Consider the following 26,590-nt stretch of genomic DNA (forward strand, 5'->3'; position numbering starts at 1 on the left):
GGCTTTCGCCTATTGACCGCGCGAAGGCTGCGCGACCGGCGGCCGGCGACCGGCGACCGGCGGCCGGCGGGGCAGGGCGGTCAGTACTCCAGCCGCTCGGGCCGGATTTCCTGCAGGATGGTGGTGGCGATCTCCTCGATCGACTTGGTCGTCGTCGAGAGCCACCGGATGCCGGCCCGGCGCATCATCGCCTCGGCTTCGGCGACTTCCATCCGGCAATTGTCGAGCGAGGCATAGCGCGAACTCGGCCGTCGCTCGTTGCGGATCTCGGCCAGCCGTTCGGGCTGGATGGTCAGCCCGAAGATCTTCTTGCGGTGCGGCACCAGCGCGCCGGGCAGCTGCTGGCGGTCGAAGTCCTCGGGGATCAGCGGGTAGTTGGCGGCCTTCAGGCCGTACTGCATGGCCAGGTAGAGCGAGGTGGGCGTCTTGCCGCTGCGGCTGACCCCCACCAGGATGACGTCGGCCTGCTCGAGGTCGCGGTTGCTCTGCCCATCGTCGTGCGCCAGGCTGAAGTTGATGGCCTCGATGCGGTCGTGGTATTCCTTGCTCTTGCTCACGTCGGAGAAGCGCCCGACGCGGTGGTTCGACTTCATGCCCAGCTCGATCTCCAGCGGGCGCACGAAGGTGCCGAACATGTCGAGCAGCATGGCCTTGCAGCCGTCCTCGATGACCTGCAGGATCTCCACGTTCACCAGCGTGGTGAAGACGATCGGCCGCCGCCCCTCGAGCTCGGCCGTGTGGTTGACCTGCCGCACGACCTGGTGCGCCTTGTCGACGGTGTCGATGAAGGGCAGCCGGACGTGGCGCGGCTTGAACTCGAACTGCGCCAGGATGGCGTTGCCGAAGGTCTCGGCGGTGATGCCGGTGCCATCGGAGATGAAAAAGACGGTGCGGGAATGCATGGACACGCCCGCATCCTAGCGCTGCCGGGCCATCCGCGCGGGCGCACTCCGTGCCTACAATGGCTGGCAACGATCAAGCGCCCTGTCCATGCCCGCCGCCGGCCCATTCCAAGAACACCAAAGCCCAAGCGCCGGACAGCGCCTCCTGCGCCCGCGCGCAGACCTGGTTTCAACTTCCGGAGCTATCCCATGTCTGCACTGTTCAGCGCGACCGCCTTGGTCGTACCGTTTGAGAACCTGAGGATGACCGACGTCGAGGCGGTGGGCGGCAAGAACGCCAGCCTCGGCGAGATGATCTCCCAGCTGCCCCAGGGCGTGCGGGTTCCCACGGGCTTCGCAACGACCGCGCATGCCTTCCGCGAATTCCTGGCTTTCGGCGGCCTTGACGCGCGCATCAAGCAGCGCCTGGACACGCTCGACACCGAGGACGTCCGCGCGCTCGCCGTGGCCGGGGCGGAGATCCGCGGCTGGGTCGAGGCCCAGCCGTTCCCGGCCGATCTCGAGCGCGAGATCCGCACCGCGTTCGAGACACTGCATGGCGGCGATCCGAACGTGAGCTTCGCGGTGCGCTCGTCGGCCACGGCCGAGGACCTGCCCGACGCCTCGTTCGCCGGCCAGCAGGAGACGTTCCTGAACGTGATCGGCATCGAGGAGGTGCTGCACAAGGTCAAGGAGGTGTTCGCCTCCCTGTACAACGACCGCGCCATCAGCTATCGCGTGCACAAGGGGTTCCAGCATTCGGACGTGGCGCTGTCCGCCGGCGTGCAGCGCATGGTGCGCAGCGACCTGGGCGCCGCGGGCGTGATGTTCACCATCGACACCGAGTCGGGCTTCCAGGACGTCGTGTTCATCACCTCCAGCTACGGGCTGGGCGAGACCGTGGTGCAGGGCGCCGTGAACCCGGACGAGTTCTACGTGCACAAGCCCATGCTGCGCGACGGCAAGCGCGCCGTGATCCGCCGCAACCTCGGCTCCAAGCTGATCCAGATGGTGTTCAGCAGCGAGCAGGAGAAGGCGGCGACGGGCAAGCTGGTCAAGACGTCCGACGTGCCGCTCGAGCAGCGCAACCGCTACTCGCTCACCGACGCCGAGGTGGAGGAACTGGCCCGCTATGCGCTGGTGATCGAGCAGCACTACGGCCGGCCGATGGACATCGAGTGGGGCAAGGACGGCGCCGATGGCCAGCTGTACATCCTGCAGGCGCGCCCCGAGACGGTGAAGAGCCAGCAGCACGGCAAGGCCGAGATGCGCTACAAGCTCAAGGGCAAGGGCACCGTGCTGGCGGAAGGACGCGCGATCGGGCAGAAGATCGGCACCGGCCCGGTGCGCCTGGTCCACAACATCTCCGAGATGGACCGCGTCCAGCCCGGCGACGTGCTGGTCACCGACATGACCGACCCGAACTGGGAACCGGTGATGAAGCGCGCCAGCGCCATCGTCACCAACCGGGGCGGCCGCACCTGCCACGCGGCGATCATCGCGCGCGAGCTGGGCATTCCGGCGGTGGTCGGCTGCGGCGATGCCACCAGCACGCTCAAGGACGGCACGCTCGTCACCGTCAGCTGCGCCGAGGGCGACACGGGGTTCATCTATGACGGCCTGCTGGAGACCGAGGTCAGCGAGGTGCAGCGGGGCGAGATGCCCGAGATCGCCGTGAAGATGACGATGAACGTGGGCAACCCGCAGCTGGCATTCGACTTCGCGCAACTGCCCAACCACGGGGTCGGCCTGGCGCGGCTGGAATTCATCATCAACAACAACATCGGCGTCCACCCGAAGGCGATCCTCGACTACCCGAACGTCGACGCCGACCTGAAGAAGGCGGTCGAATCGGTGGCGCGCGGCCATGCGTCGCCGCGGGCGTTCTATGTCGACAAGGTCGCCGAGGGCGTGGCCACCATCGCCGCGGCCTTCTGGCCCAAGCCGGTGATCGTGCGGCTGTCGGACTTCAAGAGCAACGAGTACCGCAAGCTGATCGGCGGCAGCCGCTACGAGCCCGAGGAGGAAAACCCGATGCTGGGCTTCCGCGGCGCGGCCCGCTACATCAGCGAGGACTTCCGCGAGGCCTTCGCCATGGAGTGCGAGGCGCTGCTGCGCGTGCGCCGCGACATGGGGCTGACCAACGTCGAGATCATGGTGCCGTTCGTGCGCACGCTGGGCCAGGCCGAGCGCGTCACCCGCCTGCTGGCCGACCAGGGCCTGCGGCGCGGCCAGGACGGCCTGCGCGTGATCATGATGTGCGAGGTGCCGAGCAACGCCATCCTGGCCGACGAGTTCCTGGAGTACTTCGACGGCTTCTCGATCGGCTCCAACGACCTCACCCAGCTCACCCTGGGCCTGGACCGCGATTCCGGCCTGGAACTGCTGGCCGTGGACTTCGACGAGCGGGACCCCGCCGTCAAGGCCTTGCTCTCGCGCGCCATCGCCGCCTGCCGCAAGCAGGGCAAGTACGTGGGCATCTGCGGCCAGGGCCCCAGCGACCATCCGGACTTCGCCAAGTGGCTGGCGGACGAGGGCATCACCTCGATCTCGCTGAACCCGGACAGCGTCATCGACACCTGGCACCAGCTGGCCAGGCACTGACGCGAGCAATCCCTGAGGGGCCGGTGGCCCCCGGGGTGCGATCATCGGGGCGGAGGGCCCGACCACCCGATGGCTGACAACGACCGCCAGGAGGCACGCTACGCGCGCCGGCTGGCCCGCATCCTGGGGCTGTACATCCTTGGCCTGTGCAGCGTGCTGCTGCTGCTCGCGTGGGCGGAGCAGCGGGGGCTCGCCCGTCACTGGCTGGGACCGCTGTTCCTGTTCGGCACGGTGATGGTCTATGCCGCCATCGGCATCTGGGGACGCACGACCGACCCGGAGGAGTACTACGTCGCGGGCCGGCGTATCCCGCCCCTGTACAACGGCATGGCCACCGCCGCCGACTGGATGAGCGCGGCGTCGTTCATCAGCCTGGCCGGCGGGCTGTACCTGCAGGGGTTCTCGGGCAGTCCGGGGCAGCCGGGCGGCCTGGCCTACGTCCTGGGCTGGACGGGCGGTTTCTGCCTGGTGGCGCTGCTGGTGGCGCCGTACCTGCGCAGCCTCGGCCTGTACACGCTCCCCGACTATTTCCAGGTGCGCTACGGCGGCGCCTGGCCCAGGCGGCTGGCGGCGGTGGGCGCCATCGCCTGCTCGTTCACCTATGTCGTGGCGCAGATCTATGGCATCGGCCTGATCGCCTCGCGCCTGACCGGCGTGCAGTTCGAGATCGGCATCCTGCTCGGGCTGGGCGGCGTGCTCCTGTGCTCGTTCCTGGGCGGCATGCGCGCCGTCACCTGGACCCAGGTCGCGCAGTACGTCGTGCTGCTGCTGGCCTTCCTCATCCCGGTCTCGTGGCTTGCCTACAAGCAGGTCGGCAACCCGCTCGCACCGCTGGTCGTGGGCCAGCAACTGGCGAAGATCGAGGAGCTCGAGAAGAAACTCGTCGCCGCGCCGGAGGAGAAGCAGGTGCAGGCGGAATACCTGCGCCGCGCGCAGCGCTATCGCCTGTGGCTGACGGACGTGGAGGGCTCGCTGCAGCGCGAACGGGCCGCCGCGCAGGAGCGCGTGCGCCAGCTCAAGTCCCGCGGCGCCGACTCGTCGCAGGTGCTGGCGGCGAACCGCGCGCTCGCCGCGCTGCCGCGCGACGTCGCTTCCGCGCGCGAGCAATGGACCCGCGCGCTGCAGGACAGCCTCGAGCGGTCGCGGCCCCTCACCGGATTGCCGCCCCATGGCACGCCTTTCGCCGGGGATCCGGACGGCACGCCGGCCGAACGCGAGGCCTTCGAGGTGTCGCGCCGGAATTTCCTCGCGCTGATGTTCTGCCTGATGGTGGGCACGGCGGGCCTGCCGCACCTGCTCACGCGCTTCTACACGACCACCGGCGTGCCGCAGGCGCGGCAGTCCGTCGCCTGGGCCCTGTTCTTCATCGCGCTGCTGTACCTGAGCGTGCCCGCGCTGGCCGTGCTGGTGAAGTTCGAGGTGATGCAGCACCTGGTGGGCAGCCGCTTCGACGCCTTGCCCTCCTGGATCGTGCAGTGGGCGCGCGTCGACCCCGCCCTGGTCTCGGTGGCCGACGTCAACGGCGACGGCCGGCTTCAGTTCGGCGAGATCCGGCTGGGCACCGACATCATCATGCTCGCCACGCCGGAGATCGGCGGCATGCCCTACGTGGTCTCCGCGCTGGTCGCCGCGGGCGGCCTGGCGGCGGCGCTGTCGACGGCCGACGGGCTGCTCCTCACGATCAGCAACGCCATGGTGCGCGACCTGTACAGCCACGACGTGCGCCCGCAGATGGCGCCGGAGCAGCGGGTCATCCTGTCCAAGTTCGCGCTGCTGTCCGTGGCGCTCCTCGCCGCGCTGGTGGCGTCGCTCAAGCCGGCCGACATCCTGCCCCTGGTCTCGGCCTCGTTCTCGCTCGCCGCGTCGACCTTCGTGCCGGCCCTGGTGCTCGGGATCTTCTGGCCCCGTGCGACGCGGGCGGGGGCGACCGCGGGCATGGCCACCGGCCTCGCCGTCACGGCGTGGTACCTGGCGGCCAATGCGCCGTCGCTGCGCGCGGCGCTCGGCCTCGCGGGGCCGGGACCCCAGTGGTTCGGCATCGTTCCCGTCTGCTCCGGCGTGTTCGGCGTCGCGGCGGGGGTGGCCGCGACGGTGGCGGTCAGCCTCGCGACGCGTCCGGTCCCCGTGCCTGTCCGCGCATGAGCGGCGCCGGCAGGGCCTCGGGCATGGCCCTGTCGGCGTCCTGCCTGGCGGGCAGCCGGTCGGGGTCGCCGAGGCAATCCGCACGGGCCCGCCGCGCACGCACGGTGTCAGCCACGGGTCAGAGCGGGCCGCGAGCATGCGGACATGGACGTGCCACCTTCCGCTGAGCCGCAAGACCCCGCGAGCGCGCCGCACCGGCGCGGCACCCTGCGGATCACGGCGGTGCTGCTGGCGGCCTGGCTGCTGACGTTCGTGCTGGCGTTCTTCGCCCGCGACCTGCATTTCCGGGTGTTCGGCTGGCCGTTCAGCTTCTGGATGGGCGCGCAGGGCGGACCGCTGCTGTACGTGCTGATCACGTGGCTGTACGCGCGCTCGATGGATCGCCTGGATCGCCAGGCGGCCGGCGCCCAGGGCTGAGCCCGGCGCGCGCGGTGGGGCGGGGCGCATGGGCCGATGTATAATCTTTCGCTTTGCCTTGCCGCACTCCGTCTGACGCCGGGGGCGGCTGCCACTGCCGGGCAACCCCGGCCATCCACAAGGAGAGTCCATGCGTCATTACGAAATCGTGCTGCTGATCCACCCGGACCAGAGCGAGCAGGTTCCGGCCATGCTGGAGCGTTACAAGGGCATGATCACCGCCGGCGGCGGGAAGGTGCACCGGGTCGAGGACTGGGGCCGCCGCCAGCTGGCCTACCAGATCAACAAGCTCGCCAAGGCGCACTACCTGTGCGTCAACATCGAGGCCGACCAGAACGTGATGGGTGAGCTCGAGCACGCCTTCCGCTTCAACGACGCCGTGCTGCGCCACCTGACGGTGCAGAAGAAGAAGGCCGAGACCGGCCCGTCGTCGATGATGAAGACGGTCGAGCGCGAGGAAGCTCGCAAGGCCCAGCAGGCGGAGTACCAGTCGTAACGCGCATCGGGAATGGCCCGGCCCTGAACCAGGTCGTGCTCTCCGCCCGGATCGACGAAGCCAGCGCCCTGCGCTACACCCCGGCCGGCATCCCGGCCCTGGACCTGAGGCTCGAACACGAGTCGCAAGTCATCGAGGCGGGTGGGCCCAGGCAGGTGAGGGCGGCGGTCAAGGCGGTGGCGATCGGCAGCGTGGCGGAAGGCATCGTCCGCCAGCCTGTCGGCAGCACCTGGCACTTCAAGGGATTCCTGGCGACCCCGCGCAACGGCAAGCACCCCGTGCTCCACATCCAGTCATTCGAACCAGCTGATTAACGAGAGGTCCAACATGGCCACGTTCAAGAAATTCAACAAGGACAAGCGTCCGAAGCGCAACACGCAGTCGCTGCTGTTCAAGCGCAAGCGCTTCTGCCGCTTCACCGTCGCCGGCGTCGAGGAAATCGACTACAAGGACATCGACACCCTGCGCGACTTCATCTCCGAGAACGGCAAGATCATCCCGGCGCGCCTGACCGGCACCCGCGCGATCTACCAGCGCCAGCTGAACACCGCCATCAAGCGCGCGCGCTTCCTGGCCATGGTGCCGTACAGCGACCAGCACCGCATCTGAGGAGAACGAACATGCAAGTCATTCTTCTGGACAAGGTCGTCAACCTGGGCAGCCTGGGCGAGATCGTCAAGGTCAAGGACGGGTACGCCCGCAACTTCCTGATCCCGTCGGGCCGCGCCCGCCGCGCCACCGAGGCGAACAAGGCCGAATTCGAAGCCAAGCGCGTCGAACTCGAGAAGGCCGCGGCCGCCAAGCTGTCCGAGGCGCAGGCCCAGGGCGAGAAGCTCTCCGGCACCACGCTGAAGCTGACCCAGAAGGCCGGCGTCGACGGCCGCCTGTTCGGCTCCGTGACCAACTTCGACATCGCCGAAGAGCTGGGCAAGCAGGGCTACAAGGTGAGCAAGTCGCAGGTGCGCATGCCCAGCGGCCCGATCAAAACGGTGGGCGATTCCACCGTCAGCGTGGCGCTGCACACCGACGTGGTCGTGGACATCAACGTCACCGTCTACGGCGAAACCGCGTAATCCGCTTCGCCCGAACGGGCAGCCAGGCAGTCCTTCGCGGCAGCCTGGTCCTCGAGAAGACCGCCCCTTCGGGCGGTTTTTCTTTTTGCCCGCCTGCAATCCACAGGTTCCGGCCAGTCATCCACAGCCTGTCCACGCGATCTTCCCAGCGTTGTGCCTCGACATTTCCACAGTGGCACCGCTAGCATCGCCCTCGAGGAGAACCCCCGCGCATGTCCGCCGTCCTAACGTCCGTCAACGACGACTTGCCGCGTGACCGGCAGATCGCGCAGCTGCGCGTGCCGCCCCATTCGGTCGAGGCCGAGTCCAGCGTGCTGGGCGGCCTGCTGATCGACAACGGCGCCTGGGACCGGGTCGGCGACCTGCTCACCGACGGCGACTTCTACCGCTACGAACACAAGCTGATCTACGCAGGCATCGGCGCCTTGATCAACGGGTCGCGGCCGGCCGACGTGATCACCGTCTACGAGCACCTGCAGGGCCTGGGCAAGGCCGAGGAGGTGGGCGGCCTGGCGTACCTGAACGGCCTGGCGCAGTACGTTCCCAGCGCCAGCAACATCCGCCGCTACGCCGAGATCGTGCGCGAGCGCTCGATCCTGCGCAAACTGGTGTCGGCTTCCGACGAGATCGCCACCGCCGCCTTCAACACGCAGGGCAAGGCGGTCGACCAGATCCTGGACGAGGCCGAGCAGAAGATCTTCAACATCGGCGAGGAAGGCTCGCGGATGAAGCAGGGGTTCCAGGCGATGGACAGCCTGGTGGTGCAGCTGCTGGACCGGGTCCAGGAGATGGCCGACAACCCCAACGACATCACCGGCGTGCCCACCGGCTTCCACGACCTGGATCGCATGACCTCGGGCCTGCAGGCGGGCGACATGGTGGTGCTCGCGGCGCGGCCGTCGATGGGCAAGACGGCGTTCGCCATCAACATCGCCGAGCACGTGGCGCTCAACGAGGGCCTGCCGGTGGCGGTGTTCTCGATGGAAATGGGCGCCTCGCAGCTGGCCGTGCGTATCGTCGGCTCGATCGGCCGCATCGACCAGGGGCACCTGCGCACCGGCAAGCTCACCGACGACGAGTGGCCGCGCCTCACCGAGGCCATCGAGCGCCTGCGCAACGTGTCGCTGCACATCGACGAGACGCCGGGCCTGACCGTGAGCGAACTGCGCGCCAACGCCCGGCGGCTGGCGCGCCAGTGCGGCGGCAAGCTGGGCCTGATCGTGATCGACTACCTGCAGCTCATGAGCGTGTCCTCGGGCATGAGCGACGAGAACCGCGCCACGGCCGTGGGCGAGATCTCGCGCGGCCTGAAGATGCTGGCCAAGGAGCTGGGCTGCCCGGTGATCGCGCTGTCGCAGCTGTCGCGCGGCGTGGAGTCGCGCACCGACAAGCGGCCGATGATGAGCGACCTGCGCGAATCCGGCGCCATCGAGCAGGACGCGGACGTGATCATGTTCATCTACCGCGACGACTACTACAACAAGGACTCCAAGGAGCCCGGCGTCGCCGAGATCATCATCAGCAAGCAGCGAAACGGCCCCACCGGGACCGTCAAGCTCGCCTTCCTGAAGCCGCTCACGAAGTTCGAGTCGCTGGCCAGCGGCGGCAGCGACGACTTCTGAGCGCGGCGCTCACCAGGCCCAGTACGGGCCGGGCCCGGCCGGCGTGCTGGCGCCGCTGATCGCGGTGAACACCGTGCGGCCGAAGAAGAACGGCAGGCCCCAGTCGAAGCTCTGGGTCAGGGCCGCGCCCGGGTCGCCGCCGACGTGCGCGGCTGCGGTGCTCTGCGACAGGTTGTCGACCGCCTCCACGGTGAACGTCACGTCGCGCGAGGTGCCGGTCACCGACACCTGCGTGGCCGTGAGGTCCGTGGGCGAGGGCGGGCAGTAGAAGTCGGTCGAGCGGCTGCAGCGCGGCAGGGCGCTGTCGGTGAAGAAGAAGCCGTTGGAGCCGCTGTCGATGAAGCTGCGGGCGTAGGTCACGCCCTTGTAGGTGGTCTTGAAGTAGCCGCGCTGGTCCGTCGCCAGCACGGTGGCGCCGTTGAGCTGGTTGTTGCTCTGCGTGCCGATGCCCAGGATGAGCGAGCCGGTGACGCGGGTCGCCCCACCGGGGGGCACCTGCGGCATGACCAGCGCCACGCCGTTGTTGTTCGTGGCCAGCAAGGCCACGGGGTTGGTCACCTGCGAAGCGGTGGCGAGCGTGGTGGAGTTGCAGCTGCCGCTGCTGCAGTCGTAGTAGATCTTCGGGGTGGTGCTCAGCTGGCAGGCGAGGCCGCAATCCTGCACGAACAGCCCGACACCCAGGATGCCCTTGGCCGCGCCGGCACCCGCGTTCAGGTTGCCGCCGACCGCCGTGCAGTCGCTGGCCACGGTCGGGAACGCGGGATCCGAGATCACCTGGATGGATGCCGAGGACGCCGTCTGGCTGGCCAGGCGCACGTCGGCCCGGCGCACGCCGCCCCAGGTGAAGCCGCTGGCGAACTGCGCGCACTGCGCCACGGGGGCGCCGGTGCCGTTGGTCACCGCGGGAAGGCCGAGAGTGGCGACGGCGGAGGCGGCCACGCGCAGCCCGGTGGAGCCGGTGTCGACCAGCACGTGGTCGATGTCCTGGCACACGGAGGTGCCCGGCTGGCAGACCGTCACGGTGACGTAAGGTGCATTGATGGTGCTGCCGTCCAGGCCCTGGTCCACCACGACCTGCAGGACGTTGGCGCCGCTGACGGCAGGCGTCGAGACGGTGCCGCCGTCGACCGGCGGCGACGAGGTGGTGCTCGCGGGGGCGGGGCTCTCGCCACCGCCGCCACCACCGCCGCAGCCGGCGAGCAGCAGGGCCAGGCCGAGGCCGGCCAGCCAGGAACGGATGGAGAGGGGAGCGCGGACGGTCATGGGATCTGGCGGATGTCGAAACCTGCGGGCAGGCGGGGCGGCAGCCACGCGCGGCCGTCGAAGGCGCCCATGCGGCCCGAGGACACCAGCACCAGGTCGGGCCGGCTCACGCTGATGGCGGAGGTGGTGCCGCGGCTCGTGCCGGCCGATGCGAGGGCGGGGAACGACGGACCGAGCAGCTCGCGCAGGTCCGGCAGGAACGGGCCGGACCAGGACACCGCGAACACGGTGCCGGAGGCATCCGCGAATTCGTGCAACACCGTGCCGGTGTCCAGCGTCCGCTGCACGTGCGTGTACGCGGCGCCGGATGCGGTGCTGGCGCGCTGCACGGTGGCCGCGGGTGCGGGCGTGCCGGCACGTTCGCCGAGCCCGGCGAAGGACGGGGAGCCGAGCGCCAGGAGCGTCGCGGCCACGATGGGGCGGAGAAGGACTTGCATGTGGAACGTTCTGTCGGACGAGGCGGCCCCTCGTGGGGCCGCCTCTGGCGCCATCATGGCGGGCATGCGGCTCGGCTGCAACCGGGCTACAGGACCTCGCTCGCGAAATCGGCGAGCCGGGAGCGTTCGCCGCGCGCGAGCGTGATGTGCCCGCTGTGCGGCCAGCCCTTGAACTTGTCGACCGCGAACGTCAGCCCGGAGGAGCCTTCGGTGAGGTAGGGCGTGTCGATCTGGGCCAGGTTGCCCATGCAGATGATCTTGGTGCCGGGGCCGGCGCGCGTGATCAGGGTCTTCATCTGCTTGGGCGTGAGGTTCTGCGCCTCGTCGAGGATCACGTACTTGTTCAGGAACGTGCGCCCGCGCATGAAGTTCATGCTCTTGATCTTGATCTTGCTGCGGATCAGCTCGTTGGTGGCCGCGCGGCCCCATTCACCGGCGCCGGTGTCGGTCTTGCCGAGGACCTCGAGGTTGTCGTCGAGGGCCCCCATCCACGGGCCCATCTTCTCCTCCTCGGTGCCGGGCAGGAAGCCGATGTCCTCGCCGACGCTGACCGTGGCGCGGGTCATGATGATCTCGGTGTAGCGCCGGTCGTCCAGCACCTGCGTCAGGCCCGCGGCCAGCGCCATCAGCGTCTTGCCCGTGCCGGCGGTGCCCGTGAGGGTGACGAAGTCCACCTCCGGATCCATCAGCAGGTTCATGGCGAAGTTCTGCTCGCGGTTGCGCGTGGTGACGCCCCAGACGGCGTTCTTCAGGTGGCCGTAGTCCTTCAGCGTGCGCAGCACCGCGGTCTTGCCGCGGATCTCGGTGACGCGCGCGTACAGGCTCGGCTCGCCCGGCGCCTCGAAGTACACGAACTGGTTGATCATCAGGCTGGGCACGATGGGCCCGCTGATCCGGTAGAAGGTGTGCTGTCCGCTCTGCCAGCTCTCCACGGTCTTGCCGTGCTTGGCCCAGAAGTCGGCCGGCAGCGCGAGCGAACCGGCGTACATCAGCTCGAGGTCGTCGAGCGTCTTGTCGTTGCGGTAGTCCTCCGTGGCCAGGCCCAGCGCGCGCGCCTTGACGCGCATGTTGATGTCCTTGGAGACCAGGACGACCTCGCGCGGGGCATATTGCTCGCGCAGCGCCTGTACCACGCCCAGGATCTGGTTGTCGGCCTTGCCCTGCGGCAGGCTCGGCGGCAGGTGGTTGGCGAGCGACTGGGTCTGGAAGAACAGGCACCCGCCGGCCTCGGTGTGGCCGGTGGAGTTCAGCTTCAGCCCGGCGCCGATGTCCGCGCCCTGGCCCCCGGCCAGCGCGTCGAGCGAGCGGCTGGCCTGCCGCGCGTTGCGTGCGACCTCGGTCGTGCCCTTCTTGTGGCCGTCCAGCTCCTCCAGCACGATCATCGGCAGGTAGATGTCGTGCTCCTCGAAACGGAACAGGCACATCGGGTCGTGCATCAGCACATTCGTGTCCAGCACGAAGAGCTTGGCGGGACCGTTGGGCTTGGATTTGCGGCGCGGCGCGGGTTCCGCGGCCGGCGCGGCGGCCGCCCGGCGCTTGCCCGCGGGCCGCTCGACCATGGGCGGCTCCTCGAGCAGCGCGGCCGGATGCTCGGCCTCGGCGCCGCCCGCGCCGCGCGCGTCGAAGTCCTCCAGCTGCGGCTTCTCAGCCAGCGGCGTGTCCGCGCCGGGCGCCTCCGATTTTCGCGCCGCCTTGTGCGAAGACCGGGCCGGGGCGTCGTACGCCTCGGCCGGAAGCAGGGCAGCGCGTTTGGTGGGGGCGGGGGGCAGCGGCATAGGGCGAGGGCGTCCCGAAAAAGGAGGTCAACAAACGAAAAAGCCGCCAGGCGAGCCGGGCGGCTTGATCTTCGGGTGCGGTGACGACGCCGTGCGTCAGGATCAACAGCATGAATTCATGATACACGACGCTCCAGTCGCGCCGGGCAACCGTTGCTTGCTGTTGCTGGCAGGCGTCACGCCGCTCAGGCGGCCTTCTTCAGCAGCTTGACGGCCTTGAGGACCTCGTCGACGTGGCCTGGAACCTTCAGGCCGCGCCATTCCTGCTTGAGGATGCCGTCGGCGCCGATCAGGAACGTGCTGCGCTCGATGCCCTTGACCTTCTTGCCGTACATGATCTTGTTCTTGACCACGCCGAACATGTGGCACATCTTTTCCTCGGTGTCGGCGATCAGCTCGAAGGGCAGCTCCAGCTTGGCCTTGAAGTCGTCGTGCGACTTCATGTTGTCGCGCGAGACCCCGAACACCGTGGCGCCCGCCTTCACGAAGTCCTTGTACTTGTCACGGAACTGCATGGCCTCGGTCGTGCAGCCCGGCGTGTTGTCCTTCGGATAGAAGTACAGGACGAGGATGTGGCCCAGATGCGAGGTGTTGCTGACCTTGATGCCACCCGTGGCGTTCGCTTCGAATTCGGGAATGGGCTTGTTGACAACGATCGCCATGGATTCTTGTATCTCGTGTGACAGGGGTTGGTCGTTGCTGGGCGGGCGCGGGGGCCGGGCCGCGACCTGGGATTTTACCTTAATCCCCGCTGCGGCGCGGGGGCTCCAGCAGCAGCGCGGCGGCGACGTGGCGGCCCTCCTGGGCCAGGATGTTGTAGGTGCGGCAGGCCGCCGCGGTGTCCATCGTCTCGAGGCCGATCCCCAGTTCCACGAGGGGGCGCAGCCACGCTGCGCGCGGAAACCGGATGCGGCCGCCACTGCCGAAAATCACCACTTCGGGACGCAGATCGGCCAAACGGGTGAAGTGCTCCTGGCCGAGGTCGTCGAACGAGCCGGAGTGCCAGTCGAGGCGCTCGCCGCGCGAGCCGATGATCACGCTGTGGGTGATGCGGTCGGTCCCCACGCCGACCCAACCGGGGCCGTAGCCGGTGATGGCTTGCACGTCGAACTGGTCGGGCTGGAGCTTCATGCGGGAAGAGGGCGAAAAAGAGGGCTCGCGAGACGGAAGAAGCCCAACGGAACTATGGTCAAATTATAGGTTTCACCCTTGACACGCCGCTGCAGGAGGGGCTTTGAAAACCGTCCAGAAATCCGCCAAGCTCGCCAATGTGCTGTACGACATCCGCGGGCCGATCATGGACGCGGCCCGGCAGATGGAAGAGGAGGGGCACAAGATCATCAAGCTGAACATCGGCAACCTCGCCGTGTTCGGCTTCGACGCCCCCGAGGAAATCCAGCAGGACATGATCCGCAACCTGGCCAACTCGGCCGGGTATACCGACAGCAAGGGCATCTTCGCGGCCCGCAAGGCGGTGATGCACTACACCCAGCAGCAGGGCATCAAGGGCGTCACGCTCGACGACATCTACCTGGGCAACGGCGCCAGCGAGCTGATCGCGATGGCCACCAATGCCCTGCTCAACGACGGCGACGAGCTGCTGCTGCCGTCCCCGGACTACCCGCTGTGGACGGCGGCCACCAGCCTGTCGGGTGGCTCGCCCGTCCACTACCGTTGCGACGAGGCCAATGGCTGGATGCCCGACCTGCAGGACCTGCGCAGCAAGATCACGCCGCACACCAAGGGCATCGTCGTCATCAACCCGAACAACCCGACCGGCGCGCTCTACTCGGACGAGCTGCTGCGCGAGATCGTGGGCATCGCGCGCGAGCACGGGCTGGTGATCCTGGCCGACGAGGTCTACGACAAGGTCCTGTACGACGACGTGAAGCACACGGCGATCGCCAGCCTGTCGGAGGACGTGCTGACGCTCACCTTCAACTCGCTGTCCAAGAGCTATCGTTCGTGCGGCTACCGCGCGGGCTGGCTGGTGGTGTCGGGCGACCGGCGGGCGGCGGCCGACTACATCGAGGGCCTGAACATGCTCTCGAACATGCGCCTGTGCGCCAACGTGCCGGGCCAGTACGCCATCCAGACGGCGCTGGGCGGCTACCAGAGCATCAACGAGCTGATCGCCCCCGGCGGGCGCCTGCGCCGCCAGCGCGACCTCGCTTACGAGCTGATCACCGCCATTCCCGGCGTCACCTGCGCCAGGCCGCAGGCGGCGCTGTACATGTTTCCGCGGCTGGACCCGAAGCTGTACCCGATCCACGACGACCGCCAGTTCTTCCTCGAGCTGCTGCAGGAGACCCGCGTCATGCTGGTCCAGGGCTCGGGCTTCAACTATCCGGACAACCAGCACTTCCGCATCGTGTTCCTCCCGCACGAGGACGACCTGCGCGAGGCCATCGGCCGCATCGCGCGCTTCCTCGACAACTACCGCAAGCGTCATTCTTCATGAGCCCCCACGCTCCGTCTTTCGCGTCTTCGCTGCCCGTCGCCAGGGCGCCATCCTTCCCTCGGGCGGCTCGCCGGGAGGCAAGATGAAACCGATCCAGGTCGGCCTGCTGGGCATCGGCACCGTCGGCAGCGGCGTCTTCAACGTCCTCCAGCGCAACCAGCAGGAGATCCAGCGCCGCGCCGGCCGCGGCATCGAGATCGCCATGGTCGCGGACCTCGACACCGAGCGCGCCCGCGCCGTGGTCGGCGACGGTGTCCGCGTCGTCAAGGACGCCCGCGAGGTCATCGCCAATCCCGACATCGACATCGTGGTCGAACTGATCGGCGGCTACGGCATCGCCCGCCAGCTGGTGATGGAAGCCATCGCCGCCGGCAAGCACGTGGTCACCGCCAACAAGGCCCTGCTGGCGGTGCACGGCACCGAGATCTTCGCCGCCGCGCACCAGCGCGGCGTGATGGTCGCCTTCGAGGCGGCCGTGGCCGGCGGCATCCCGATCATCAAGGCGCTGCGCGAGGGCCTGACGGCCAACCGCATCCAGTGGATCGCCGGCATCATCAACGGCACCACCAACTTCATCCTGTCGGAGATGCGGGACAAGGGCCTGGACTTCGACACGGTGCTGAAGGAGGCGCAGCGCCTGGGCTACGCGGAAGCCGATCCCACGTTCGACATCGAGGGCATCGACGCGGCCCACAAGGTCACGATCATGAGCGCCATCGCGTTCGGCATCCCGGTGCAGTTCGACAAGGCCTACGTCGAAGGCATCACCAACCTCGCCGCGCAGGACATCCGCTATGCCGAGCAGCTGGGCTACCGCATCAAGCTGCTGGGCATCACCAAGCGGGTGGCCAAGGGCATCGAGCTGCGCGTGCACCCCAGCCTGGTGCCGGCCAAGCGGCTGATCGCCAATGTCGAGGGCGCGATGAACGCGGTGGTGGTGCAGGCCGACGCCGTGGGCGCCACGCTGTACTACGGCAAGGGCGCCGGCAGCGAGCCGACGGCCAGCGCCGTGATCGCCGACCTGGTCGACGTCACCCGCCTGCACACGGTCGACGCCGCGCACCGCGTGCCCCACCTGGCGTTCCAGCCCGACCAGATGAGCGACCAGCCGGTGCTGCCCATGTCCGAGGTCGTCACCAGCTACTACCTGCGCCTGCGCGTGGCCGACCAGGCCGGCGTGCTGGCCCAGGTGACGGGCCTGCTGGCCAATGCCGGCATCTCGGTCGACGCGATGCTCCAGCGCGAGGCCGGCGAAGGCGAGAAGCAGACCGACCTCATCATCCTCACGCACGGCGTGCGCGAAGGCACGATGAACGACGTGCTGGCGCAGATGCAGAAGCTGCCGACGGTGCTGGCGCCGGTGATTCGCATCCGCAAGGAAGAACTGTCCTAGATGCTGTACCTGTCCACGCGGGGCCATCCGGACCGCAAGCGTTTCTGCGAGATCCTGCTGGAGGGGCTCGCGCCCGACGGCGGCCTGTACCTTCCCGAGCGCTACCCGCGCGTGGACGCCGGGCAGCTCGCGCGCTGGCGCGGCCTGCCGTACCATGAGCTCGCGTTCGAGATCCTGTCGCTCTACATCGACGACATCCCGGCCGACGACCTGCGCGCCATCTGTGCGAAGACGTACACCGCCGATGTGTTCGGCACGCCCGCGATCGTGCCGCTCAGGCGGCTGGAGGACGGGCTGTTCCTGGAGGCGCTGTCCAACGGGCCGACGCTCGCCTTCAAGGACATGGCGATGCAGCTGCTGGGCAACCTGTTCGAGTACGAGCTGGGCCGGCGCGGCGAGCAGTTGAACATCCTCGGCGCGACGTCGGGCGACACGGGCAGCGCCGCCGAGTACGCCATGCGCGGCAAGCAGGGGGTGCGGGTGTTCATGACCTCGCCGCACGGCCGCATGAGCCCGTTCCAGCAGGCGCAGATGTTCAGCCTGCAGGACGCCAACATCCACAACCTGGCGATCCAGGGCGTGTTCGACGACTGCCAGGACATCGTCAAGGCGGTGTCCAACGACCTCGACTTCAAGCGTCGCTACCGCATCGGGACGGTCAACTCGATCAACTGGGCGCGGCTCGTGGCCCAGGTGGTCTACTACTTCGCCGGCTACTTCCAGGCGACCGACGACAACGGCCAGCGCGTGAGCTTCGCCGTCCCGTCGGGCAACTTCGGCAACATCTGCGCCGGCCACGTCGCGCGCATGATGGGCCTGCCGATCGAGCGGCTGGTGCTGGCCACCAACGAGAACGACGTGCTCGACGAGTTCTTCCGCACCGGCGTGTACCGGGTGCGCTCGGGGGCCGACACGCACGAGACCTCCAGCCCCTCGATGGACATCAGCAAGGCCAGCAACTTCGAGCGCTTCGTGTTCGACCTGCTGGGCCGCGACGCCGCGGCCACGCGCCGCCTGTTCGAGGACGACCTCGCGCGCCACGGCCGCTTCGACCTCTCGCGCCATCCCGCTTTCGCCGATGCGGCGCGCCGTTTCGGCTTCGCCAGCGGCCGCAGCACGCACGCGGACCGGGTGGCCACCATCCGCGACACCTGGGAGCGGCTGCACGTCATGGTCGACACGCACACCGCCGACGGCCTGAAGGTCGCCCGCCGGCACCTGCAGCCGGGCGTGCCGATGCTGGTGCTCGAGACCGCGCTGCCGGTGAAGTTCGCCGCCACCATCGTCGAGGCGCTCGGCCGCGAACCTGAGCGGCCTGCGCGCTTCGAGGGCATCGAGCTGCTGCCCAAGCGCGTCACGGTGCTGCCCGCCGACGCCGGGCAGGTCAAGGCCTACATCGCCGCCCACTGCACGCAATGAAGGTCGTCGGTTTCGCCGGCTATTCCGGCTCGGGCAAGACCACGCTGATCGAGCGCCTGATTCCCGCGCTCAAGGCGCGCGGACTGCGCGTGTCCGTGGCCAAGCACGCGCACCACAACTTCGACATCGACCAGCCGGGCAAGGACACCTGGCGGCACCGCCAGGCCGGCGCGTTCGAGGTCGTCGTCGCCTCCAACCGCCGCTTCGCGCTGATGCGCGAGTTCGAGCGGCCGGCCGAACTCTCGGTGCACCACCTGCTGGCCGAGCTGTACGACGGCGTCGACTGGGTGCTGGTCGAAGGGTTCAAGAGCAGCAACCTGCTCAAGGTCGAGGTCTGGCGGGCCCAGGCCGGCGCCGGCGTGCGCTATCCCGACGACGACTTCGTGGTGGCGATCGCCACCGACCAGCCGGCCGTTCCCGTGGAGACCCTCAGGCCCGTGCTGGACCTCAACGACGCCGAGGCGGTGGCCGCGTGGCTGACCGACAATGGCGACCGGTTCGAATACCGACCGGAGATCTACGCGTGAGTGCCCGCCCGCCGCTGCGTCCGCTGGACGATGCCCTGGCCGACCTGCTCGCCCGCGCGCACCCGTTGCAGCAGGCCGAGGAGGTGCCGACCTTCGAGGCGGACGGCCGTGTGCTGGCCGAGGACCTGGTCGCGCCGCTGCAGGTGCCGCCGCAGGACAACAGCTCCATGGACGGCTACGCCGTGCGCCGCGCCGAGCTCGCCGACGAGGGCGTGGCGTTGCCGGTGAGCCAGCGCATCCCGGCGGGACAGGCCGCGCAGCCGCTGCAGCCGGGCACGATCGCGCGCATCTTCACCGGCGCGCCCGTGCCCGAGGGGGCCGACGCCATCGTGATGCAGGAAGACACCGAGACGCTCGCCGACGGCGAAGTCCGCATCCTGCGCCTGCCCGACCCCGGCCAGTGGATCCGCCGCAGCGGCGAGGACGTCACGCGCGGCGCCGTCGTGCTGAGTCGCGGCGAGCGGCTCGGCCCGGCCGCCTGCGGCCTGGCCGCCGGCATCGGGCGCGACCGCCTGCGCGTCGCCCGTCGCCCGCGGGTGGCGCTGTTCTCCACCGGCGACGAGCTCGTGATGCCGGGCACCGTGCCGCCCGAGCAGATGCCGCCTGGGGCGATCTACAACTCCAACCGGTTCTTCCTGCGCCAGCTGCTCGCCCGCTGCGGCTGCGAGGTGAGCGACCTGGGCATCGTGCCCGACCGGCGCGACGCCACCGTGGCGGCGCTGCGCGGCGCGGCGGCCGCGCACGACCTGATCCTCACCAGCGGCGGCGTCTCGGTGGGCGAGGAAGACCACATCAAGCCGGCGGTCGAGCAGCTCGGCTCGCTCGACCTGTGGCAGGTGGCGATGAAGCCGGGCAAGCCGTTCGCGCACGGCCGGGTGGGCGAGGCGCACTTCATCGGGCTGCCGGGCAACCCGGTGTCCAGCTTCGTCACCTTCCTGCTGCTGGTGCGCCCCTTCCTGTTGCAGCTGCAGGGCGCGACCCGGCTCGAGCCGGCCGCCATCCGGATGCCCGCGCACTTCGACTGGAAGCGCCCCGACAGGCGACGCGAATTCCTGCGCGTGCGGCGCGACGCGGATGGCGGGCTGGCCCTGTTCCCGAACCAGAGTTCGGGCGTCCTCACCTCGGCCGTGTGGGCCGACGGCCTGGTCGACAACCCCCCGGGGCAGGCCATCGCCCGCGGCGACGCGGTCCGGTTCCTGCCGTTCGCGGAGCTGCTGGCATGAAGGTCACGCTGCGCTACTTCGCCTCCGTGCGCGAGGCGCTCGGCCGCGGCAGCGAGCAGCGCGAGACGGGCGCCACCACGCTGCAGGCGTTGCGCGCCGAACTCGTCGCGCTCGGCGAGCCGTATGCCCAGGCCCTGGCGCCGGGGCGCGCCGTGCGCATGGCGCTGGACCAGGTCATGGCCACCGACGACGCCGCGCTTCGCGACGGCTGCGAGGTCGCCTTCTTCCCGCCCGTCACCGGGGGCTGAGGTGGCCGCGCCGCGCGTGACCATCCAGCAGGCCGACTTCGACGTCGGCGAGGAGCTGGCTCGCCTGCGCGCGGGCGACCACCGCGTCGGCGCCGTCTGCAGCTTCGTGGGCACCGTGCGCGGTGGCGCGGGCGAGGGCGACGTGCTCGACATGGAGCTGGAGCACTACCCCGGCATGACCGAGAGTTCGATCGAGTCGATGGTCGACGAGGCGCACCGCCGCTTCGACATCTTCGGCGCCCGCGTCGTCCACCGCGTCGGCCTGCTGCGCCCGGGCGAGCAGATCGTGCTGGTGGCGGTGACGTCCGCGCACCGGGGCCAGAGCTTCCAGGCCTGCGAATTCCTGATGGACTACCTCAAGACGCAGGCGCCGTTCTGGAAGAAGGAGCGCACCCCGCAGGGCGAGCACTGGGTGGATGCGCGCGTCAGCGACGACGCCGCGCTGGCCCGCTGGGGCATCCAGGCCGGCAACGCCGGCTGAGCCTCAACCGCCGTTGCCCTGGGGCGGAACGAACGCCGCCCGGGCATCGTCCTCCAGCTCGCCGGTCAGCAGTTGCAGCAGGCCGATCAACTGCTGCTGCTGCGCGCGATCCAGCGGGGCCATCAGGCGGCGGTAGGCCTTCTCGGCGGGCTGCTGCGCCTGCTCCAGCAACGCGGTGCCCTCGGTCGTCAGCGACACCGAAACCTGGCGCCGGCCGCTGTCCACCTGCCGCTCGACCAGCCCGCGTGCCTCCAGCCCGCGCAGGACGCGCAGCACCGTCACCTTGTCGAAGCCGAGCGCGCGCGCCAGCGTCGACTGGCCGAGTCCGGGATGCGCTTCCAGCACGGTCAGCACGCCGAACTGCGCGGGCGTGAGCTGCAATGCGCGGCACTCGTCCTCGAACACCGCGGCCGAGATCTGGTGGGCGCGGCGAAGCAGGAATCCGGGCCGGGCGTACAGGCGCGAGAGGGTGGCGGGGCGGGGCTTGGCGGCGGGCAAGGGTGGTCGTCGTGCGCTAGGGAATCCATGGATTGTGCATGGGACGCCCCCCTCTGATAATGGTTAGCATGCAAACACATGATGAGCAAGCCGCGCCCGGCGCGGTCCGGCGCCGCGCGCTGGTGGCGCTGGGCGCGTTCGCGCCCCTGCTCGGCCTGGCACAGCAGCCCGCCGCCGGCGCGTCGACGCCCCTTCGCCTGATCGTTCCCTTCACGCCGGGCACCGGCATCGACCTGATCGCGCGCACCGTGGGGCCCAAGCTCGGCGAGCGCCTGGGCCGCCCCGTCGTGGTGGACAACCGCGCGGGCGCCTCCGGCAACATCGGCACCGAAGCCGTCGTCCGCGCACCAGCCAACGGCAGCACGCTGCTGGTGAGCGTGAACACGCTGGTGATGAACCGCAGCCTCTACCCCAAGCTGCCGTTCGACCCCGTCAAGGACCTCGTGCCCGTGACGCTGACCAGCTGGGGGCAGCTGCTGCTGGTGGCCAACCCGGCCGCGGGCTGGCACAGCGCGGCCGACCTGCTGCGCGACGCGAAGGCCCGCCCCGGCAAGATCAACTACGCCAGCCCGGGCGTGGGAACGCCGCACCACCTGGCGATGGAGCTGCTCAAGTCGACCAACGACGTGTTCCTCACCCACATCCCGTACCGGGGCTCCGCCCCCGCGGTGACCGACCTGCTCGGCGGCCAGATCGAGCTGATGTTCCTGCCCATCCACGTGGCGCTGCCGCACGTCAAGTCGGGCCGGCTGGTCGCGCTGGGCATCGGCAGCGACAAGCGCCATCCGCTGCTGCCGCAGGTGCCCACGCTGGCCGAAGCGAAGGCCGGCGACGTGAACGTGGCCATGTGGTACGGCATCTTCGCGCCGCCCGGGACCAAGCCGGATGACGTCGCGCGCCTCAATCGCGAGGTGCGCGACATCCTGCTGCTGCCCGAGGTGCGCACCGCGTTCGAGACCCAGGGGATGGACCCCGCCGGCAGCACGCCCGAGGAATTTCGCCGCCTCGTGGAACAGGACGCCAATCGCTGGGCCGCCCTGATCAAGGCGCAGGGGATCACGGCAGAGTGAACTCCGACCTGCGTATCGCCATCGCCGGCGGCGGCATCGGCGGGCTGGCCCTGGCGCTGGCCCTGCACCAGCGCGGCATCGCCTGCGACATCTATGAAGCGGTTCCCGAGGTGCGGGAGATCGGCGTGGGCATCACGCTGCTACCGCATGCCATGCGCGAGCTCGCCGCGCTCGGCCTGCAGGACGCGATCGTTGCCGAAGGCATCGAGAACCTGGAGAGCGTGTTCTTCAACCGCTGGGGACAGTACGTCTACCGCGAGCCGCGGGGCCGCCACGCGGGTTACCCGCTGCCCGAGATCGGCATCCACCGCGGCAAGCTGCACCGCATCCTGTTCGAAGCCGTGCTGCAGCGGCTCGGGCCGGCCGCGCTGCACCTGGACCACCGCTGCGTCGGCGCCGAGCAGGATGCGGGCGGCGTCACGCTGCGCCTGCAGTCCAGCAGCGGCCAGATGCACGCCGCCGCGCGCGCCGACGCCCTGATCGCCTGCGACGGCGTGAACTCGGCGCTGCGGCGGCAGTTCTATCCCGGCGAGCAGCTCGCCTTCGCCGGCATCAACACCTGGCGCGGCGTCACCGTGCACCGGCCCATCCTGACCGGCAAGAGCTACCTGCGCATCGGCTCGATCGAGACCGGCAAGATGGTCATCTACCCGATCGTGGACAACGTCGACGGCCAGGGCAACCAGCTGGTGAACTGGGTCGCGGAGATCCAGCGCCCCGGCGCGGCGATGAACGACTGGAACCGGGGCGGCTCGCCCGAGGACTTCGTCGGCCTGTTCGACGACTGGCGCTTCGACTGGCTGGACGTGCCCGCGCTGATCCGCGGCGCGTCGCAGGTCTTCGAATACCCGATGGTGGACCGGGACCCCGTGCAGCGCTGGACGTTCGGGCGCGTCACGCTGCTGGGCGACGCGGCGCACCCGATGTACCCGCGCGGCTCGAACGGATCCGCCCAGGCCCTCATCGATGCGCGCGTGCTCGCTGCCGAACTGGCGTCGGGCGACGTGGCGGGCGCGCTCGCGCGCTACGAGGCGCTGCGCCTCGGGCCCACCGCCAAGGTGGTGCAGACCAACCGCACCGTGCCGCCGGACTTCATCATCATGAAAGCCGACGCGCTCAGCGGCGGCAGGCCGTTCGCCGGCTCGGTGGACGACGTGATCAGCCAGGACGAGCTGCGCCGCATCTCGGACGACTACAAGCGCGTCGCCGGCTTCTCGCTCGAGAGCGTCGCGGCGCCGCCGGCGGGCTAGTTCAGGTAGCGCGGGCGGCTGCCGCCCTCGGCGGGGTCGGCCTCGTTCACGGCCGCGGGCACGGTGAACGGCTCGCGCCACTGCGCATGGGCCAGCGCCTGCTCCAGCAGGTGCAGCAGGCCCTGCATCAGGCGCGCATCCAGGTCCAGCTGGAACCCCCGCGGTTTGTCGCCGCCGGCGACGGATGCGCGCTCGTTGAGCGACAGCCGCGTGCGGCCGCCGGACAGCGACGAGGCGTCGACGTCGGTCACCAGCAGCGGCTCGGCGCCGAAGGGCAGGGTGGCCTGGTCCTGGTACGGGGTGTCGAAGTCGGCGCGCTGCAGGAACTCCTCCTTGCGGAACTCGGCCAGCATGCGGCGCAGTTCCTCGTCGGCGCCGTCCAGCGCGCTGCCGGCCGCTTCCAGCTTGAGCAGCTGCTCGGTCTGCAGCCGGCTGATGAGCGGCCACAGGCCCAGCATCAGGCGCCGGGTGAGCCACAGCCGCATCTCCTCGCCGCCGGTGCTGCTCACCCGGAGCAGCAGGCGGTCCTGCTCCGCCTGGTAGCTCACGGACAGCTGGTGGATCTGCATCCGGTTGATTTTAGTCAGCCCGTCCGGGCCGCCCGGGGCGGAACATGACCCTTGAAAACCTGTGGCCAAGCCCAAGTTCGGGAAGGAACGGAGATTTCGCCCATGCGACTCGACAAGCTCACCACCAAGTTCCAGGAAGCGCTGGGCGAGGCCCAGAGCCTCGCCCTCGCCAACGACCATGCCTACATCGAGCCCGAGCACGTGCTCGTGGCCATGCTGCGCCAGGAGGACGGCCCGCGCGCGCTGCTGCAGCGCGCCGGCGTGAACGTGCCGGGCCTGCTGGCGGGCGCCGAGGCCGCGATGCACCGCCGCGCGCAGGTCCAGGGCCAGGAGCAGGTCCAGATCGGCCGCGACCTGGTGTCGATCCTGCAGGCCGCCGAGAAGGAAGGGCTCAAGCGGGGCGACGAATACATCGCCAGCGAGCTGTTCCTGCTGGCGCTGGCCGACAGCAAGCAGGACATCGGCCGCATCGCCCGCGAGAACGGGCTGTCGCGCAAGTCGCTCGAATCCGCGGTGGACGCCGTTCGCGGCGGCCAGAAGGTCGACAGCGCGGAGTCCGAGGGGCAGCGCGAGGCGCTCAAGAAATACTGCCTCGACCTCACGGAGCGCGCCCGCCAGGGCAAGCTCGACCCGGTGATCGGCCGCGACGAGGAGATCCGCCGCGCCATCCAGGTGCTGCAGCGCCGCACCAAGAACAACCCGGTCCTGATCGGCGAGCCGGGCGTGGGCAAGACCGCCATCGTCGAGGGCCTGGCCCAGCGCATCGTGGCCGGCGAGGTGCCCGAGACGCTCAAGAACAAGCGCGTGCTGTCGCTCGACATGGCGGCGTTGCTGGCCGGCGCCAAGTACCGCGGCGAGTTCGAGGAGCGGCTGAAGAACGTGCTCACCGAACTGGCCAAGGACGAGGGCCAGACCATCGTCTTCATCGACGAGCTGCACACCATGGTTGGCGCCGGCAAGGCCGAGGGCGCGATGGACGCGGGCAACATGCTCAAGCCGGCCCTGGCGCGCGGCGAGCTGCATTGCGTCGGCGCCACCACGCTGGACGAGTACCGCAAGTACATCGAGAAGGACGCCGCGCTCGAGCGCCGCTTCCAGAAGATCCTGGTCGGCGAGCCGACCGTCGAGGCCACCATCGCCATCCTGCGCGGGCTGCAGGAGAAGTACGAGGTGCACCACGGCGTGGAGATCACCGACCCGGCCATCGTGGCCGCGGCCGAGCTCTCGCACCGCTACATCACCGACCGCTTCCTGCCCGACAAGGCCATCGACCTGATCGACGAGGCCGCCTCCAAGATCAAGATCGAGATCGACTCCAAGCCCGAGGCGATCGACCGCCTCGACCGGCGCCTGATCCAGCTGAAGATCGAGCGCGAGGCCGTGAAGAAGGAAACGGACGAGGCGTCGCGCAAGCGGGCGGGCCTGATCGAGGACGAGATCGTCAAGCTGCAGAAGGACATCGCCGACCTCGAGGAGATCTGGAAGGCCGAGAAGGCCACTGCCCAGGGCAGCGCCCAGGTCAAGGAGGAGATCGACAAGGTCCGCTTCCAGATCGAGGAGTTCAAGCGCAAGGCCGACTTCAACAAGGTCGCCGAGCTGCAGTACGGCAAGCTGCCGCAGCTGGAAAAGCAGCTCAAGGAGGCGCAGGACGCCGAGTCGGCCAAGGGCAAGAGCGGCAAGCCCCAGCTGCTGCGCACCCAGGTCGGCGCCGAGGAGATCGCCGAGGTGGTGGCGCGCGCCACCGGCATCCCGGTCTCCAAGCTGATGCAGGGCGAGCGCGAGAAGCTGCTGCACATGGAGGAGCGCCTGCACACCCGCGTGGTGGGCCAGGACGAGGCAATCAGCGCCGTGTCCAATGCCATCCGCCGCTCGCGATCGGGCCTGTCGGATCCGAACCGCCCCACCGGCTCGTTCCTGTTCCTCGGCCCCACGGGCGTGGGCAAGACCGAGCTGTGCAAGGCGCTGGCGAACTTCCTGTTCGACAGCGAGGAGCACCTGATCCGGGTCGACATGAGCGAGTTCATGGAAAAGCACTCGGTGGCCCGCCTGATCGGGGCGCCCCCGGGCTACGTGGGGTACGAGGAGGGCGGCTACCTCACCGAAGCCGTGCGCCGCAAGCCCTACAGCGTGATCCTGCTCGACGAGGTCGAGAAGGCGCACCACGACGTGTTCAACGTGCTGCTGCAGGTGTTGGACGATGGCCGGCTGACCGACGGCCAGGGCCGGACGGTGGACTTCAAGAACACGGTGATCGTGATGACGAGCAACATCGGCTCGCACATGATCCAGGCCATGGTCGGCAAGCCGTACGAGGACGTCAAGGAAGCCGTCTGGGACGAGCTGAAGAGCCATTTCCGGCCGGAATTCCTGAACCGCATCGACGAGACGGTGGTGTTCCATGGCCTGGGCGCGGACCACATCGCGCAGATCGCCCGGATCCAGCTCAAGGTGCTGGAGCAGCGGCTCGCGAAGATGGACCTCACGCTGCAGGTCTCGCCGGCGGCACTGGAGGAGCTGGCCAAGGTCGGCTTCGATCCGGTGTTCGGCGCGCGGCCGCTCAAGCGGGCGATCCAGCAGCGCATCGAGAACCCGCTGTCCAAGCTGATCCTGGAGGGCCGCTTCCCGCCCAAGAGCGTCATTCCGGTCGAGGTCGATCCGGTGCGCGAGCCCGGCGTGTTCCACTTCGGCGGCACCCGGGCCGCCGCGCCGGAAGAAGCCACGGCCTGACGCGGGCGCGGGCG

26 protein-coding genes are annotated in these 26,590 nt (G+C 69.4%); 18 read left to right on the forward strand and 8 right to left on the reverse strand.

The window, feature by feature from the left end:
- Positions 1-80: 80 nt before the first annotated feature.
- The gene (gene ppsR / locus AC3ANR_RS09885; RefSeq protein ID WP_488291699.1) at positions 81-902 is read right to left on the reverse strand and encodes a posphoenolpyruvate synthetase regulatory kinase/phosphorylase PpsR; all 822 of its coding nucleotides are present in this window, start codon (positions 900-902) and stop codon (positions 81-83) included.
- A gap of 189 nt (positions 903-1,091) precedes the next feature.
- Here ppsR and ppsA point away from each other — a divergent pair, with 189 nt between their 5' ends.
- The 8 genes from ppsA to dnaB all read left to right on the forward strand — a co-directional run bounded on the left by ppsA (position 1,092) and on the right by dnaB (position 9,235).
- Positions 1,092-3,485, forward strand: a complete 2,394-nt coding sequence (gene ppsA, locus AC3ANR_RS09890; protein ID WP_488291700.1) for a phosphoenolpyruvate synthase — start codon at positions 1,092-1,094, stop codon at positions 3,483-3,485.
- Positions 3,486-3,554: 69 nt separating this feature from the next.
- Positions 3,555-5,627 carry a VC_2705 family sodium/solute symporter gene (locus AC3ANR_RS09895; protein WP_488291701.1) on the forward strand — a complete coding sequence of 691 codons (2,073 nt, stop codon included), beginning with the start codon at positions 3,555-3,557 and terminating at the stop codon, positions 5,625-5,627.
- A 144-nt stretch (positions 5,628-5,771) separates the two neighbouring features.
- Positions 5,772-6,044 carry a DUF4212 domain-containing protein gene (locus AC3ANR_RS09900; RefSeq protein ID WP_488291702.1) on the forward strand — a complete coding sequence of 91 codons (273 nt, stop codon included), beginning with the start codon at positions 5,772-5,774 and terminating at the stop codon, positions 6,042-6,044.
- Positions 6,045-6,174: 130 nt separating this feature from the next.
- Complete coding sequence (gene rpsF, locus AC3ANR_RS09905; RefSeq protein ID WP_325000715.1) at positions 6,175-6,540, forward strand: 30S ribosomal protein S6; 366 nt, start codon at positions 6,175-6,177, stop codon at positions 6,538-6,540.
- 35 nt (positions 6,541-6,575) lie between these two features.
- Entirely contained in the window at positions 6,576-6,854 is a 279-nt protein-coding gene (gene priB, locus AC3ANR_RS09910; RefSeq protein ID WP_488291703.1) for a primosomal replication protein N, read from the forward strand.
- Between the two features lie 13 nt (positions 6,855-6,867).
- Positions 6,868-7,149: a 30S ribosomal protein S18 gene (gene rpsR, locus AC3ANR_RS09915; RefSeq protein ID WP_488291704.1), complete on the forward strand. Its 282-nt coding sequence runs from the start codon at positions 6,868-6,870 to the stop codon at positions 7,147-7,149.
- Positions 7,150-7,160: 11 nt separating this feature from the next.
- On the forward strand, positions 7,161-7,613 hold the full coding sequence (rplI, locus tag AC3ANR_RS09920) for a 50S ribosomal protein L9 (protein ID WP_488291705.1): 453 nt from the start codon (positions 7,161-7,163) through the stop codon (positions 7,611-7,613).
- 212 nt (positions 7,614-7,825) lie between these two features.
- Positions 7,826-9,235, forward strand: a complete 1,410-nt coding sequence (gene dnaB / locus AC3ANR_RS09925; RefSeq protein ID WP_488291706.1) for a replicative DNA helicase — start codon at positions 7,826-7,828, stop codon at positions 9,233-9,235.
- Between the two features lie 9 nt (positions 9,236-9,244).
- On the opposite strand, the gene AC3ANR_RS09930 is transcribed toward dnaB, so the two are convergent.
- The 5 genes from AC3ANR_RS09930 to AC3ANR_RS09950 all read right to left on the reverse strand — a co-directional run bounded on the left by AC3ANR_RS09930 (position 9,245) and on the right by AC3ANR_RS09950 (position 13,841).
- Positions 9,245-10,498: a DUF3443 domain-containing protein gene (locus AC3ANR_RS09930; protein ID WP_488291707.1), complete on the reverse strand. Its 1,254-nt coding sequence runs from the start codon at positions 10,496-10,498 to the stop codon at positions 9,245-9,247.
- On the reverse strand, positions 10,495-10,935 hold the full coding sequence (locus tag AC3ANR_RS09935; protein ID WP_488291708.1) for a DUF2844 domain-containing protein: 441 nt from the start codon (positions 10,933-10,935) through the stop codon (positions 10,495-10,497). The genes AC3ANR_RS09930 and AC3ANR_RS09935 overlap by 4 nt, the downstream gene beginning before the upstream one ends.
- 86 nt (positions 10,936-11,021) lie before the next feature.
- Positions 11,022-12,710, reverse strand: a complete 1,689-nt coding sequence (locus AC3ANR_RS09940) for a PhoH family protein (RefSeq protein ID WP_488291709.1) — start codon at positions 12,708-12,710, stop codon at positions 11,022-11,024.
- Between the two features lie 185 nt (positions 12,711-12,895).
- Positions 12,896-13,372 carry a peroxiredoxin gene (locus AC3ANR_RS09945; RefSeq protein ID WP_488291710.1) on the reverse strand — a complete coding sequence of 159 codons (477 nt, stop codon included), beginning with the start codon at positions 13,370-13,372 and terminating at the stop codon, positions 12,896-12,898.
- 79 nt (positions 13,373-13,451) lie between these two features.
- Positions 13,452-13,841: an Mth938-like domain-containing protein gene (locus tag AC3ANR_RS09950; protein ID WP_488291711.1), complete on the reverse strand. Its 390-nt coding sequence runs from the start codon at positions 13,839-13,841 to the stop codon at positions 13,452-13,454.
- A gap of 103 nt (positions 13,842-13,944) precedes the next feature.
- Between AC3ANR_RS09950 and AC3ANR_RS09955 the strand changes: the two genes are divergently transcribed.
- The 7 genes from AC3ANR_RS09955 (at position 13,945) to AC3ANR_RS09985 (ending at position 20,462) form a co-directional block, all read left to right on the forward strand.
- Entirely contained in the window at positions 13,945-15,171 is a 1,227-nt protein-coding gene (locus AC3ANR_RS09955) for a pyridoxal phosphate-dependent aminotransferase (RefSeq protein ID WP_488291712.1), read from the forward strand.
- Between the two features lie 82 nt (positions 15,172-15,253).
- The gene (locus AC3ANR_RS09960) at positions 15,254-16,564 is read left to right on the forward strand and encodes a homoserine dehydrogenase (protein ID WP_488291713.1); all 1,311 of its coding nucleotides are present in this window, start codon (positions 15,254-15,256) and stop codon (positions 16,562-16,564) included.
- The gene (thrC, locus tag AC3ANR_RS09965; RefSeq protein WP_488291714.1) at positions 16,565-17,983 is read left to right on the forward strand and encodes a threonine synthase; all 1,419 of its coding nucleotides are present in this window, start codon (positions 16,565-16,567) and stop codon (positions 17,981-17,983) included.
- Positions 17,980-18,510: a molybdopterin-guanine dinucleotide biosynthesis protein B gene (gene mobB / locus AC3ANR_RS09970; protein ID WP_488291715.1), complete on the forward strand. Its 531-nt coding sequence runs from the start codon at positions 17,980-17,982 to the stop codon at positions 18,508-18,510. The genes thrC and mobB overlap by 4 nt, the downstream gene beginning before the upstream one ends.
- On the forward strand, positions 18,507-19,733 hold the full coding sequence (locus AC3ANR_RS09975) for a molybdopterin molybdotransferase MoeA (protein ID WP_488291716.1): 1,227 nt from the start codon (positions 18,507-18,509) through the stop codon (positions 19,731-19,733). The genes mobB and AC3ANR_RS09975 overlap by 4 nt, the downstream gene beginning before the upstream one ends.
- Entirely contained in the window at positions 19,730-19,981 is a 252-nt protein-coding gene (gene moaD, locus AC3ANR_RS09980) for a molybdopterin converting factor subunit 1 (RefSeq protein ID WP_488291717.1), read from the forward strand. The genes AC3ANR_RS09975 and moaD overlap by 4 nt, the downstream gene beginning before the upstream one ends.
- A gap of 16 nt (positions 19,982-19,997) precedes the next feature.
- The gene (locus AC3ANR_RS09985) at positions 19,998-20,462 is read left to right on the forward strand and encodes a molybdenum cofactor biosynthesis protein MoaE (RefSeq protein WP_488291718.1); all 465 of its coding nucleotides are present in this window, start codon (positions 19,998-20,000) and stop codon (positions 20,460-20,462) included.
- A 3-nt stretch (positions 20,463-20,465) separates the two neighbouring features.
- Here the strand turns inward: AC3ANR_RS09985 and AC3ANR_RS09990 are convergent, their stop codons facing one another.
- The gene (locus AC3ANR_RS09990; RefSeq protein WP_488291719.1) at positions 20,466-20,960 is read right to left on the reverse strand and encodes a MarR family winged helix-turn-helix transcriptional regulator; all 495 of its coding nucleotides are present in this window, start codon (positions 20,958-20,960) and stop codon (positions 20,466-20,468) included.
- Between the two features lie 59 nt (positions 20,961-21,019).
- Here AC3ANR_RS09990 and AC3ANR_RS09995 point away from each other — a divergent pair, with 59 nt between their 5' ends.
- On the forward strand, positions 21,020-22,030 hold the full coding sequence (locus AC3ANR_RS09995) for a tripartite tricarboxylate transporter substrate binding protein (RefSeq protein ID WP_488291720.1): 1,011 nt from the start codon (positions 21,020-21,022) through the stop codon (positions 22,028-22,030).
- Positions 22,031-22,038: 8 nt separating this feature from the next.
- On the forward strand, positions 22,039-23,280 hold the full coding sequence (locus AC3ANR_RS10000) for a flavin-dependent oxidoreductase (RefSeq protein ID WP_488291782.1): 1,242 nt from the start codon (positions 22,039-22,041) through the stop codon (positions 23,278-23,280).
- Here AC3ANR_RS10000 and AC3ANR_RS10005 read toward each other — a convergent pair.
- Complete coding sequence (locus AC3ANR_RS10005) at positions 23,277-23,849, reverse strand: hypothetical protein (RefSeq protein ID WP_488291721.1); 573 nt, start codon at positions 23,847-23,849, stop codon at positions 23,277-23,279. The genes AC3ANR_RS10000 and AC3ANR_RS10005 overlap by 4 nt on opposite strands.
- A 102-nt stretch (positions 23,850-23,951) precedes the next feature.
- Between AC3ANR_RS10005 and clpB the strand changes: the two genes are divergently transcribed.
- Entirely contained in the window at positions 23,952-26,576 is a 2,625-nt protein-coding gene (clpB, locus tag AC3ANR_RS10010; RefSeq protein ID WP_488291722.1) for an ATP-dependent chaperone ClpB, read from the forward strand.
- Positions 26,577-26,590: the final 14 nt, after the last annotated feature.

Source organism: Ramlibacter sp. JJN2-2R, assembly GCF_057747835.1.

What these genes read in the sequence shown, in the direction of transcription:
- ppsR (WP_488291699.1), bottom strand. Translation starts at nt 902, where the DNA reads ATGCATTCCCGCACCGTCTTTTTCATCTCCGATGGCACCGGCATCACC.
- ppsA (WP_488291700.1), top strand. Translation starts at nt 1,092, where the DNA reads ATGTCTGCACTGTTCAGCGCGACCGCCTTGGTCGTACCGTTTGAGAAC.
- AC3ANR_RS09895 (WP_488291701.1), top strand. Translation starts at nt 3,555, where the DNA reads ATGGCTGACAACGACCGCCAGGAGGCACGCTACGCGCGCCGGCTGGCC.
- AC3ANR_RS09900 (WP_488291702.1), top strand. Translation starts at nt 5,772, where the DNA reads ATGGACGTGCCACCTTCCGCTGAGCCGCAAGACCCCGCGAGCGCGCCG.
- rpsF (WP_325000715.1), top strand. Translation starts at nt 6,175, where the DNA reads ATGCGTCATTACGAAATCGTGCTGCTGATCCACCCGGACCAGAGCGAG.
- rpsR (WP_488291704.1), top strand. Translation starts at nt 6,868, where the DNA reads ATGGCCACGTTCAAGAAATTCAACAAGGACAAGCGTCCGAAGCGCAAC.
- rplI (WP_488291705.1), top strand. Translation starts at nt 7,161, where the DNA reads ATGCAAGTCATTCTTCTGGACAAGGTCGTCAACCTGGGCAGCCTGGGC.
- dnaB (WP_488291706.1), top strand. Translation starts at nt 7,826, where the DNA reads ATGTCCGCCGTCCTAACGTCCGTCAACGACGACTTGCCGCGTGACCGG.
- AC3ANR_RS09930 (WP_488291707.1), bottom strand. Translation starts at nt 10,498, where the DNA reads ATGACCGTCCGCGCTCCCCTCTCCATCCGTTCCTGGCTGGCCGGCCTC.
- AC3ANR_RS09935 (WP_488291708.1), bottom strand. Translation starts at nt 10,935, where the DNA reads ATGCAAGTCCTTCTCCGCCCCATCGTGGCCGCGACGCTCCTGGCGCTC.
- AC3ANR_RS09940 (WP_488291709.1), bottom strand. Translation starts at nt 12,710, where the DNA reads ATGCCGCTGCCCCCCGCCCCCACCAAACGCGCTGCCCTGCTTCCGGCC.
- AC3ANR_RS09945 (WP_488291710.1), bottom strand. Translation starts at nt 13,372, where the DNA reads ATGGCGATCGTTGTCAACAAGCCCATTCCCGAATTCGAAGCGAACGCC.
- AC3ANR_RS09950 (WP_488291711.1), bottom strand. Translation starts at nt 13,841, where the DNA reads ATGAAGCTCCAGCCCGACCAGTTCGACGTGCAAGCCATCACCGGCTAC.
- AC3ANR_RS09960 (WP_488291713.1), top strand. Translation starts at nt 15,254, where the DNA reads ATGAAACCGATCCAGGTCGGCCTGCTGGGCATCGGCACCGTCGGCAGC.
- thrC (WP_488291714.1), top strand. Translation starts at nt 16,565, where the DNA reads ATGCTGTACCTGTCCACGCGGGGCCATCCGGACCGCAAGCGTTTCTGC.
- mobB (WP_488291715.1), top strand. Translation starts at nt 17,980, where the DNA reads ATGAAGGTCGTCGGTTTCGCCGGCTATTCCGGCTCGGGCAAGACCACG.
- moaD (WP_488291717.1), top strand. Translation starts at nt 19,730, where the DNA reads ATGAAGGTCACGCTGCGCTACTTCGCCTCCGTGCGCGAGGCGCTCGGC.
- AC3ANR_RS09995 (WP_488291720.1), top strand. Translation starts at nt 21,020, where the DNA reads ATGGTTAGCATGCAAACACATGATGAGCAAGCCGCGCCCGGCGCGGTC.
- AC3ANR_RS10005 (WP_488291721.1), bottom strand. Translation starts at nt 23,849, where the DNA reads ATGCAGATCCACCAGCTGTCCGTGAGCTACCAGGCGGAGCAGGACCGC.
- clpB (WP_488291722.1), top strand. Translation starts at nt 23,952, where the DNA reads ATGCGACTCGACAAGCTCACCACCAAGTTCCAGGAAGCGCTGGGCGAG.